Source organism: Levilactobacillus tujiorum (assembly GCF_012641185.1).
Classification (GTDB): Bacteria; Bacillota; Bacilli; order Lactobacillales; family Lactobacillaceae; genus Levilactobacillus; species Levilactobacillus tujiorum.
The window spans coordinates 1-12,243 of sequence record NZ_JAAXLK010000016.1 but is presented as its reverse complement, the minus strand read 5'-3'; the positions used below and the strand labels follow the sequence as shown (position 1 = coordinate 12,243).

The following is a 12,243-nucleotide window of genomic DNA, read 5'->3' as shown; positions in this document are numbered from 1 at the left end:
GAGTGAGAAGTTTATGATCACCATTCAAAACAGTCGCTTTCGGGTTGCGATTAATGAAGTTGGAGCCGAGTTAACCCATTTTGTGGATCAGGCTACTGGTCGTGATTTAATTTGGAACAACGATCTCTGGCCAAAGCATGCGCCGGTATTATTCCCGGCAATTGGTCGTTCGAACGAAGACAGCTACTTGATTGATGGTCAGAAATTCGATATGCCTCAACACGGGTTTGTCAGCGGCTTAACCTTTGCCGTTGCCAAGCAAACTGATTCGGCAGTGACCCTATCGGCCCGGGCTGACGACGACACGAAAAAGATGTATCCTTTTGACTTCGAACTCCAAGTAACCTTCAGCTTGACGGCTGACGGCTTGAACTTGAAGTTTGAGGTTAAGAACCATGATACTCAAGATCTTTCCTTCTCCTTAGGGTCCCATCCGGCATTCAACGTGCCATTCTCAGATGGTGAACAATTTACGGATTACCAAGTGGCCTTAACGCCGGCACCACAAGACTTAACCCACTTTGAGATCGTAAAAACGCCAAATCCATTCCGGAGCGGCAAGAGTTTACCGGTCAAAAATGAAGATGGCGTGATTGATTTGAACTATCCAATGTTTGATGATGGGCTGATCATTCTGAACGCACCAGGCCTGGAACATGTGACGTTGCGTTCTAAGACGAGTGGTAAGTCGATTACGTTAGACGTTAAGGACTTTGACTACGTTACCCTTTGGACCAAGGAAGGTGCCAATGCGCCATTCCTGTGCATTGAACCATTCAATGGTCTACCAGATGTTTCCGGCGATCTTCGTGAATTGAAGACCAAGGAAGGGAACCACCATGTGGCTGCCGGTCAAACGGAAACGATGGCTTATGACATTCACGTCAAAGACTAGCTCATCCGGTTATAGGCTGTGATCTTCCCGGTGAAGCCCGATCGATCAGCTGCTTGGATAACTAGGGTGGTAATGCCGCCGTTGGCCGGGTAGTTGGTCAGGGCGTCAAAGTCGGGACCGTACCGAAGTACCAGCGAACGAATCAAGGTGCCGTGGGTGACCACGAGTAACCGATCACCATCCTGGGCTTCGGTGAGCAGATCTTGAATGCCGTGGTCGACGCGTTGGCTGAAGGTTACGCCGTCTTCTGAAAGGTGGCGTGGATCTGCAGCGTGCATCGCATCGCGGGCGACTTCAAACGAGTATTTCTGAATGATTTCGGCTTGCGTTTGGCAGCCTAGCTGTTGCGCCGCGCCGACTTCTTTCCAGGCTTGGTGAAAGTCCAATCCTTCATAGGAACCGAAGAAGACTTCGCGAAAAGCCTCGTGTTGTTCGGGCGCGACTTGTAGGAAGCGATTAGGTTGAATGATATGTTTGGCCGTGTCGATCGCACGTTTGAGATCGGATGAATGGTAGCTTTGGTACTGGGTATCTCGAAGCAACTGGCCGACTTGATCGGCCGTTGCGATCCCAGCCGTCGTTAGTGGTGAATCAGCCCAGCCCTGGAGTTTATCCATGGTGTTGAAGATGGTTTGCCCGTGACGGACGAAATCAATGGTAATAGTTTTCATAAAAATAGCCTCCTCACGATATGTATATCCACATTATACGCATATTCGCCAGGCGACGGGTGTAAGTTTGAATTTGAATTTAATTATTTTGGAGGTTTTTGGAAAATGGCACAATACAAAATTGCGGTGGTTAACTCAAGTAGTTTCGGACAAGTCTTCAAGGAACACTGGAAGCAAATTGAAGAAATTGGTGAAGTTAAGCGGTTCATGTTGCCTACGGACATCGATGGTAAGTCATTAGCCAAGGAATTAAATGGCTATAACATTATCATTGCTTCCGTTACCCCAATGTTTAACAAAGAGTTCTTTGATAACAAGGACGAAACCTTACTGATCTCGCGGCACGGTATTGGCTTTAACAACGTTGATATCAAAGCTGCTAAGGAACATGGGACTAAAGTGGCAATCGTGCCACAATTGGTTGAACGGGACTCCGTTGCCGAAAACGAATTGGCTAACTTGATGACGTTGGTTCGTCGGACAGTTCAATCCGCAGAACGCGAACGTGATGACCGTTACGAAGATCGTGCCGAATTCATGGGGAATGAATTATCTGGTAAGACCTTTGGGGTTATCGGCTGCGGGAACATTGGTAGTCGGGTTGCAGAATTGTTCAGTGTCTTTGGTGGCCCAATCTTGGTTAACGACCCAGATCCTAAGGCCCCAGCTGGCTGGTTGAAGAGCCACAACGTTGAACGCGTTGACCTCGATACTTTGTTGGAAAAGGCGGATTACATTTCTCTGAACGCTTCTTTGAACGACGGCAACTACCACCTGATTGATGCCAAGAAGATTGCCAAGATGAAGAAGGGTGTTTACCTGTGCAACAACGCGCGGGGTGCCCTGATTGATGAAACGGCCCTCTTGGACGGGATCAAGTCTGGTAAGGTTGCGGGTTACGCTGCCGATGCTGTTGAAGTTGAACCGGTACGGGCAACGTCACCATTACTGCAGAATGACCGCGTATTATTGACGCCACATACCTCCGCTTACACTTACGAATGCCTTCACGGAATGGGCGAAAAGTGTGTCAGCGATGTGAAGAATATTGTTGCCAACAAGCCGTTGGTTCGTGAATTAACAAGTACTTTAGCCTAGTAAACAGGCCGAACGGGACCATGTGCTGCTAATCGGGGCACGTGGCCCCGTTTATATCCTAACGCCGTACACTGTGTACGTGGTTTCCCCGCCTCTGACGGTTGAAAACTCCACCCTGTGGGGCACGCTTGAAGCCAAGGGGCGGTCTTCAAGCTCGCTGCCAAGCCTCACTAAAGTCGTGAGTCTTGACAACGTCCCATGCTGTAAGACTGGAAGAACACCAGCCTAACAGCATCGACACTGGGTTCCGTTTTCAACCGTCGCCGGCTACGTGACAATGTTCACTGAGTAGTAGCTGGAGGAAGTCAGACAGAACCCCGTGTCGGTGGTCTTGGCTGGGGTTCTGTCCCAGCTTAGACCACGGCCAACTTTGAAACTCGGTTTTTGAGGTTCAAGGTTGCCCTGAAGACCGCTTCTCAGGCTTCAGGTCTGCCTCACCGGGTGGCGTCTGACTACCGGAAGCGAACGTTGGAAGTAGACATTTCAAAAATCGCCAAAATAAAAGGAAGTTGAAAATTATGGACTATTTAATCGGAATTGACGTTGGTACCACGAGTACCAAAGCCGTACTGTACAACACTGATGGAGAAATCTTTGGTTACGCCAACAAGCTGTACCCTTTGATTCAAGATAACCCCGACATGGCTGAAGAAGATCCAGACGTTATCTTCGATGCCTCCGTCGAAGCTCTGAAAGAAGTTACGGCTAAGGCCGATCCTAAGGAAGGCAAAATCTTAGGGGTCTCTTGGTCAACGCAGCAACACAGTTTGGTCGGGATGGACAAGGACTACAAGCCAACGACGCGGGCCATTACTTGGGCCGACAATCGTTCTGAAAAGGTAGCGTCACGGATGGCCGCCGATGGTAGTGGCTTGGAACTCTACAAACGGACTGGTTTGCCAACTCATCCCATGGGCGTGGTTTACAAGTTGTTGTGGATTAAAGAACAACACCCAGATACCTACAAGAAGACTCAATACTGGGTTGGTTTGAAGGAATACCTGTTGTACCGGTACTTTGGTCAACTCAAAGAAGAAACGAACATGGCGTCCACCACGGGTCTCTTTAACATTCACACGATGGACTGGGACGAAGAATCCATGAAATTGACCGGGATTACGCGTGATCAATTGCCAGAACTCGTTGATACGACTTACCAGATGAAGGGCTTGCACCCAGAAATTGCGAAGAAGATTGGGTTCCCAGCTGATACACCATTTATCATGGGTGGAACTGATGGGGCACTGTCCGAAATTGGTTTAGGTGCGATCAACAAGGGTGAAGTTGCCGTTACCATTGGGACTTCTGGTGCCGTTCGGACCTTCGTTGACAAGCCACAGATTGACCCTAAAGGCCGGATTTACTGCTACCCTGTGATGCAAGGAAAGTGGATTATCGGTGGCCCAGTGAACAACGGTGGGATCGTCTTCCGTTGGGTACGTGACAACCTCTTTGCTCCTGAAAAGGAACAGGCTAAGAAGGAAGGCAAGGATCCATACGATCTGTTAACTGAAATTGCCAGCAAGGTGCCTGCCGGTTCCGATGGCCTGATCTTCCACCCATTCTTAGGTGGCGAACGGGCCCCAATCTGGGACGGTAATGCCCGGGCTTCTTACTTTGGCTTGACGCGGCAGCACAACCGGTCTCACATGGTTCGGGCCGCACTGGAAGGGATTGTCTACAACCTCTACACTGTTGAATTGGCCTTGAAGGAAGCTATGGAACCAACGGCTATTTTGGCAGCCGGGGGCTTTGCTCGGTCACCACTATGGCGGCAAATGTTAGCTGACATCTTTGAAGAACCCGTAACCATTCCAGAAGCTTTCGAAAGCGGTTGCTTGGGTGCGATGGTGATTGCTCAGATTAGTCTAGGCTTAGCTGACGACCTGTCAGTGGTTAAGAAGTTTATCGGAAAGATGAACACGTACAAGCCAAACCCAGAAACTTTCGAAAATTACCGGGAAATCATGCCAATCTACATTCGGCTTGGTCGGAAGCTCCAAACTGAGTACGACAGTATTGCAGAATATCAACGAAAACGCGCACCAAAGGAATAAATCGTTAGTTTTGATGATTTATTTTCAAAAATAGCTTGAAATTTGTAAAACTTTTTCATATAATAGAAATCGTTAACTGATATATTACTTTTTTCAAGCAGAGAGGAACTTATACCATGAAGATTGGATTAGTTGGATTAGGTAAGATGGGTAGCAACTTAGCTCAAAACATGATGGACAACGGTCACGAAGTTGTTGGGTTTGACTTGAACAAAGATTTTGTTAAAGAAGTTGCCGGATTCGGCGCAGAAGCAGCTACGTCACTTGATGATTTGCTTAGCAAATTGCCTTCTCCTAAGATTGTTTGGCTGATGTTGCCAGCTGGCAAGCCAACTGAATCAACGGTTGCCACATTAACCGACGTCTTAAGCGCTGGCGATTACATTGTCGATGGTGGGAACTCCTTCTGGGAGAACTCCGTGGAAGATGCCAAGAAGGCAGAAGCCAAGGGCATTAATTTCTTCGACTGTGGGACCTCTGGTGGTCAGTCTGGTGCACGGCATGATGGTAACTTCATGATCGGTGGTACCAGTGCTGAGGCGTTTGAAACGTTGAAGCCAATCTTTGAAGGCATTGCCCAAAAGGATGGTTACCTGTACACCGGCGCTGCTGGTTCAGGTCACTACTTGAAGATGGTGCACAATGGTATTGAATACGGGATGATGGAAGCTATCGGTGAAGGATTTGATGTCCTGGCTCACAGTGACTTCAACTACGATAACGAAGCCGTTGCCCGGTTGTGGAACTCCGGTTCTGTGGTTCGTTCATGGCTCATGGAATTGGCTCAAGAAGCCTTCTCTAAGGATGCCAACCTGGAAGAAATTCGGGGGACGATGCACAGTTCTGGTGAAGGTAAGTGGACGTTACAAGAAGCCCTCAACCAAGAAGTTCCAGTTCCTGTTATCAGCTTAGCGTTGATGATGCGTTACCGTTCAATGGAAAACGATACCTTTACCGGTAAAGTTGTTTCTGCTTTGCGGAATGGTTTTGGTGGCCACGCGGTCGACAAGATCAAGTAAATTCAAACTGATATTAAACGAAAGCTCAAGCCGTAATGGTTTGAGCTTTTTTGCTGCCAACGCTTCAGTGTTGGCAGGATTCACGCAGTTAAACTGGTCGCACTCCGGTTGTCAGAGGTTCCGCCTGCTGTGGGGACGCTTCAGACTGGAAGACTGCCAGTCTTATCGCTCGGCTCCACCCATGGCCTCCTCCGGCTTTGATTATGTTTTACTCATAACGGCAGTTGGAAGACACGGTTACTTAGGAGGCTCAATCCAATCTATAACGACTGTGATGTTCATTATCTCAGTTGCCTAAGCATGCTGTGTTAGCCGTGAGGTCGGCAGATATGGGCTCAGGCGCGTCGTTCTACTTAGTCAGTAAGTGATTTGCTTACTGGCTTAGTAGAAAACCAAGCTTGTAGACTCGGTTCCTTCGAGGCTTCAAGTTGTGTTCGCACCGATCCAGCCCATATCTGCCGACCGGTAAGGCGAAAGGAACTCCCATGTTGCCTAGTTTTAGGCGAATTTTTGTTTAATGTCGGTATGTCATCAACGAGCGATAATTTCAAGTAGAATTGACCAATCTTGAAACTGATATCTAAGTCATGCCATCTGTAAAGCAAAATTTTCAGAAAAAATGCGAATTTAAACGTAAACTTAAGGCCGTTAATATATTTTCAGTCGATATTTTCACAAAAAATAAGATAAAATGACGACCAATATGAAGTCATTTGTGGGTGTATAAACATTGTTATATCAGGGATAGAGAAGACTAGGCGACCACTTTAGCGACAGATTTGGAGAAACATTCATTGACAGCGCTTTCACTAACTAGTAAGATATGGGTGTTGGCAGAACTGGTATATTACTATTTCAATTGCAAGGTGATTAAGCCATTGATAGAGTGAGGACCAGATACGAACAGCTTTTTTGGACAAGGAGTGAGATTAATGAAGTTAAGCAGCAAGGTTCAGTCCGTGGAGAATCGGGGTGACTATCTTGCCATTAAGACAGATGGCGCCCAGTTTCAAGTTTACCTGCTGGATAATAACATTATCCGGATGCGGAGAACGTTCCAGGATGAATTTGCTCCGGAAGCATCATATGCTCTGGTCAAGACTGCGTGGGCAGATAAGACCGACTCACTGATGGCAGACGAGCGGCAACGGGTCCAACCATTACCGCTTGATCTGCGAGAAGACGCAGATGGCTATTCAGTCTCTACGGAGAAGTTGACCCTCAAGATTAATCGTGAACCTTTTGGGTTTGAGATTTGTGATAAGGCAGGCAACGTGCTACATAAAGATTTACCAAAGCGGTCCTTCCTTCAGGATGACTTAGGTCGTTCGTATCACTACAGTACGATGGGCGATCACAACTTCTTCTATGGTTTCGGTGAAAAATCCGGTGAATTGAATAAGTTCAAACGCCGCATGCGCATGCACAACACGGATTCTCTCGGTTGGAATGCAGCGAAGTCCGATCCCCTGTATAAGATGATTCCATTTTATATTGATTTTGACAGTCAAATGGGAATCGCTTCAGGTCTTTACTACAACAATTCCAATGACTCCACGTTCGATATGGACAGTGAGCACAGTAACTATTGGCACCGGTACAGTTACTTTGAATGCGACGGTGGTGACCTGGATGTCTTTTTCATCGCCGGGCCAACTATTAAGGATGTCGTGAAGCACTATACGGATCTGACGGGGAAGACGGCGATGATGCCGAAAGCTTCTCTAGGTTACATGGGATCAACCATGTACTATACGGAGCTGGATAAGGATGCCGATCAGGCGATCTTAGACTTCGTGGATACCTGCAAGCAAAATGATATTCCGTGTGACGGCTTCTTCATGTCATCGGGGTATACCACGGGTGAAGATGGCAAGCGGTATGTCTTCAACTGGAATAAGGAACGCTTCCCAGATCCACAAGACTTCGTGAATAAATTAAAAGAAAAAGGCGTGCTCCTCGCACCAAATATTAAGCCAGGAATGTTGGTCACGCACCCGCTAGCCAAGGACTTTGCTGATGCGAATGCCTACATTAAGACGCCAGACGGTCAGGATGATCAGGTCGACCAATACTGGGGTGGGGCAGCTCACTTCGTTGATTTTACCAGCGAGAGTGGCCGGGCCACCTGGGCCAAGTTCATGACGAAACAGTTATTGTCGTTAGGGATCACGAGTATCTGGAACGACAACAACGAATATGAAATTAATGAAACCGCCGCCAAAGTTGAGGCTGACGGGGTTCACGCTACGATCGGTGAAGTTAAGCCGATCATGCCAACGATGATGGCTAAGACAGCTCAGCAAGCCATCGCAGATTACGATCCTAATGTCCGACCTTACCTAATTAATCGGGCTGGTTTTGCCGGTATTCAACGGTACGCGCAGACTTGGGCCGGCGATAACCGGACGAGCTGGACTAACGTGAAATACAACATCCCAACCATCTTGGGTATGGGGCTCTCCGGTGTGGCTAATCAAGGCTGTGACATTGGTGGCTTCGACGGCCCAGCTCCCGAGCCAGAATTGTTCGTGCGGTGGGTTCAAAACGGCATCTTCCAGCCACGGTTCTCAATTCACTCGTCTAATGACGACAACACCGTTACTGAGCCTTGGATGTACCCGAGCTATACCAAGTATATTCGGGATGCGATTCAGTTGCGCTACCAGTTGATTCCGTACTTCTACTCACTGTTGCATGAAGCTTCCGTGACCGGGGCACCAATCATGCGGCCGCTGGTCTACGAATTCCAAAACGATCCGAAAACGTATGAAGAAAGTTTTGAATTTATGTTAGGGGCCTCACTGTTAGTCGCCAACGTGGTTGATAAGGGTCAAACAACCAAGAAAGTATACCTACCAAAGGGTGCCGATTGGTATGATTTAACGACTTATCACTACTACAATGGGGGCCAAACGATCGAGGTGCCGGTTGACTTGGGAAGCATTCCCATGTTCTTACGGACGGGGAGCATCATTCCTGAAAGCAAGGGCCTGATGAATATTCACAACGATACAGTTGAAAACTTGGACGTTTTGGTTGAACCGACTACAGCGAGTGCTTTCCAGTTGTATGAAGATGATGGTCAGACGATGAGCTACAAGCAAGGGAACTGCTTGACCACGGATATTTCCGTCACGCCAAGTCAGCACCAAACGTTAATTAACTTGCATAAGCAAGGGAATTACGATTCCCAGCTGAAGCGCTACACGTTCCGGGTTTGCTGCCCAGACATCGCGCCATTGACGATTGAACTGCAAGGTCAACCGTTGGTACAATTCTTGAAATTCGATAAGTTCAACGCCGCCACTGAGGGCTGGTTCTTCGATGGCGAGAAGCGTCAAGTGATCATTAAATTTAATAATGTAAGCGATTCAGACATTAAGTTGAGTATCGAGTCGAGTGTCAAAGACTTAATCTCAATCTAAAGCTAGGTATTTGCTATATTTGCGGCATCTCACTTTTTAAATTTATCTTGGCAAAATTGCCGGAGGTTGGAAAAATGGATACACAAAAAACAAGTATTGATCGTTCAAAGCCGTTTGGTTGGGCTGACCGATTTGGTTATGCCTTAGGGGATGTTGGGAACAACTTCTCATTCGCTGTTGTGAACACCTTTTTGATGATCTTTTACACCAATGTGTTGGGATTGTCTGGGGTGACCGTGGGACTCTTGTTCCTGATTGCACGGTTTATTGATGCCATTGCTGATGTTACTGTTGGTCGGTTGGTTGACAGTAGTAAGTTGCACAAGAGTGGCCGGTTCATTCCGTGGATCGCCCGCTTCAAGTATCCACTACTGATTGCGACAATCTTGGTTTTTGTGCCATTCGTTAAAGAGTTGGCGTTTCCTATCAAGATTACCTACGTCTTTATCACTTATTTACTCTGGGGGATCTTCTACTCCACCGTTAACATTCCTTACGGCTCCATGGCTTCGGCGTTAAGTGATTCGCCAAATGATAAGACTTCCTTGTCCACTTGGCGGAGCTTAGGGTCAGCTACGGGGAGCGCCATCGTTAGTTTTGTGGTGCCAATCTTCATGTATGTTGGCGCGTCACAAAAGATCGACGGGGTGCGGTTCTGGATTGTGGCTTCCGTGATGGCATTGCTGGGCTTTGGGTGTTACATCTTAACCAGCAAGCTGCCGACTGAACGGGTGCGGACGCAGCGGAGTGAGTCGGTTCCACTGGGGACGGTACTGAAAGATATGTTTACGGACCGGGCCTTAGTCATCCTGGTGGTCTTGGACATCATCCTCGTGATTAACCAAAATCTATCCGGTACTAACATTTCCTACTTATTTAATGACTACTTTAAGAATAGTAGTGCCATGTCCATTGCGTTAATCTTCAACTTTGCCACGGTATTACTGCTGGCGCCTTTTGCCCAATACTTTACTAAGAAATTTGGTCGGAAGGAAGTCACGACGGTTTCGCTGTTCTTTGCCAGCATTGTTTACGGCATTCTGGTATTTATTCATACCAGTAGTGCCATGGTTTACCTGGTCTTCCTGTTCTTTGGTAGCTTGGGTGCGGCCATGTTTAATCTGATGGTCTGGGCCTTCATTACCGACGTGATTGATAATCAACAAGTCACGACGGGGATTCGTGAAGATGGGACGATCTACGGGGTGAACTCATTTGCCCGGAAGGTTGCCCAAGCCCTCGGTGGTAGTTTTGGGGCCTTCATGTTGACCATGATTGGGTACGTTTCTTCTACTTCTGGTGGGGCAGAACAATCGCAACAAGTGATTGACCGTATCTACTACTTGGCTTCCGGAATCCCAGCCGTCTGCTGTGGACTGGCTGCCTTAGTAATGTTGTTCTTCTACCCACTGAACAAGAAGCGCGTGGAGAAGAACGCCGCCATCCTACGGGAAAAGAATGCGAAGAACTAGGCGATATTAACTGTTCAAGCTTCAAGTGATCACCAATAATTTTTACAAAATTAAAGGAGACTTTTGAAATGGCTTTATTGAACGAAGACTTTTTACTCACTAATGAACCTGCAAAGAAATTATTCCATGAACATGCGGAAAAGATGCCAATCATCGACTACCACTGTCACTTGGATCCTAAGGATATCTATGAAAACAAGAACTATCCTAACATTACTCGGATTTGGTTAAATGATGGGAATGCCGGGGACCACTATAAGTGGCGTTTGGAACGGGCTAACGGTGTGCCAGAGGAATTGATTACCGGTGACGGTGACGAATACCAGAAGTTCTTGGCTTGGGCGAAGACGATCAACCGGGCCATCGGGAACCCACTCTACGAATGGACGCATTTGGAATTGAAGCGGTTCTTTGGCATCGACGAAGTCTTCAACGAGAAGAGTGCGCCAGCCATCTGGGAAAAGGCCAATGCCTTACTCCAAACGGATGCCTTCAAGCCCCGTAACTTGATTAAGAATGCCAATGTGAAGGTCGTCTGCACCACGGATGATCCCGCTTCTGACCTGCACTATCACAAGTTGTTGAAGGCCGAAGAAAAGGAAAATGGCTTTAAAGTCTTGCCTGCTATGCGGCCAGATAACTTGGTTCGGATCAACCAAGGAAACTACGGCGAATACATGGACAAGTTCAGTGAAGTTTCTGGCGTAGATGTGACGGACTTGAAGTCCTTGACTAAGGCGCTAGAACAACGCTTTACTTTCTTCGCTTCAATGGGTGGCCGGTTGTCTGACCACGGGTTGAATACGTTCCATTACGCTGAAGCCTCTGAGGATGAATTTAACGCCATCATGGCCAAGGCCCGCAAGGATAACCAACACTTGACGGACGATGAAGTCAACAAGTACCAGACGACGTTGCTGAAGGTCTTGATGCGCTTGAACCAGAAGTTCGGTTGGACCATGCAGTACCACATCAACGTTTTGCGGAATGCTAACGGCCCAATGTTCCGTAAGCTGGGTGCTGATACCGGTTGGGATTCAATGGGTTCTCAAGCCGGGATTGCTGGCGAAATGATGAAGCTGTTGAGTTCAATGTCCGAAGAAGATGGGATTCCTAAGACGATTCTGTACTCCACGAACCCTAACGACTGGATGGAATTGGCTACTGGTATGCAAAGCTTCCAAGGTGACGGCGTTCAAAAGCTTCAATTGGGCTGTGCATGGTGGTTCAACGATACCCGTGATGGGATGCATGACCAATTGAACATCTTGGCTCAACAGAGTTTATTGCCAAACTTCGTGGGGATGCTGACCGATTCACGGAGCTTCCTCTCCTACACGCGGCATGAATACTTCCGGCGGGTACTCTGCAACCTGATTGGTGAATGGGTCACGACGGGTCAAGTTCCAGAAGATTACGATTACCTGGGCAAGATTGTTGAAGATATTTCTTACAACAACGCACACGACTACTTCGGCTTCTTTGATAAGGACTAGGGTCCGTCTGAAAACTACTTAAGTAAGATGCAAATTGAGGCAATGTAAACCGTAGCCAGATAAACATGAGCGAGCTTATCATAACGCGTTGCAATCCTACGAAAGTT

The 12,243-nt window shown here is 47.6% G+C and carries 8 protein-coding genes and 1 pseudogene; 7 read left to right on the top strand and 2 right to left on the bottom strand.

The features are described from left to right. Positions 1 to 13: 13 nt before the first annotated feature. Complete coding sequence (locus HF569_RS08560) at positions 14 to 895, top strand: aldose 1-epimerase family protein (RefSeq protein ID WP_168902106.1); 882 nt, start codon at positions 14 to 16, stop codon at positions 893 to 895. Here HF569_RS08560 and HF569_RS08555 read toward each other — a convergent pair. Continuing rightward, complete coding sequence (locus HF569_RS08555; RefSeq protein ID WP_168902105.1) at positions 892 to 1,566, bottom strand: histidine phosphatase family protein; 675 nt, start codon at positions 1,564 to 1,566, stop codon at positions 892 to 894. The genes HF569_RS08560 and HF569_RS08555 overlap by 4 nt on opposite strands. 105 nt (positions 1,567 to 1,671) lie before the next feature. Here HF569_RS08555 and HF569_RS08550 point away from each other — a divergent pair, with 105 nt between their 5' ends. The 6 genes from HF569_RS08550 (at position 1,672) to uxaC (ending at position 12,136) form a co-directional block, all read left to right on the top strand. Continuing rightward, entirely contained in the window at positions 1,672 to 2,664 is a 993-nt protein-coding gene (locus tag HF569_RS08550) for a D-isomer specific 2-hydroxyacid dehydrogenase family protein (RefSeq protein WP_168848839.1), read from the top strand. Between the two features lie 518 nt (positions 2,665 to 3,182). Beyond that, the gene (gntK, locus tag HF569_RS08545; protein WP_168848840.1) at positions 3,183 to 4,721 is read left to right on the top strand and encodes a gluconokinase; all 1,539 of its coding nucleotides are present in this window, start codon (positions 3,183 to 3,185) and stop codon (positions 4,719 to 4,721) included. 116 nt (positions 4,722 to 4,837) lie between these two features. Beyond that, on the top strand, positions 4,838 to 5,740 hold the full coding sequence (gene gnd, locus HF569_RS08540; protein WP_168848841.1) for a phosphogluconate dehydrogenase (NAD(+)-dependent, decarboxylating): 903 nt from the start codon (positions 4,838 to 4,840) through the stop codon (positions 5,738 to 5,740). A gap of 932 nt (positions 5,741 to 6,672) precedes the next feature. Beyond that, positions 6,673 to 9,168: a glycoside hydrolase family 31 protein gene (locus HF569_RS08535; protein WP_168902104.1), complete on the top strand. Its 2,496-nt coding sequence runs from the start codon at positions 6,673 to 6,675 to the stop codon at positions 9,166 to 9,168. A gap of 74 nt (positions 9,169 to 9,242) precedes the next feature. Beyond that, on the top strand, positions 9,243 to 10,640 hold the full coding sequence (locus HF569_RS08530) for an MFS transporter (RefSeq protein WP_168902103.1): 1,398 nt from the start codon (positions 9,243 to 9,245) through the stop codon (positions 10,638 to 10,640). Positions 10,641 to 10,708: 68 nt separating this feature from the next. Then, a complete protein-coding gene (gene uxaC / locus HF569_RS08525) occupies positions 10,709 to 12,136 on the top strand; it encodes a glucuronate isomerase (RefSeq protein ID WP_168902102.1) in 1,428 nt (475 codons plus the stop codon). 14 nt (positions 12,137 to 12,150) lie between these two features. On the opposite strand, the pseudogene HF569_RS08520 reads toward uxaC, so the two are convergent. After that, positions 12,151 to 12,243, bottom strand: a pseudogene (locus HF569_RS08520) (IS5-like element ISLpl3 family transposase); the annotation flags it as partial.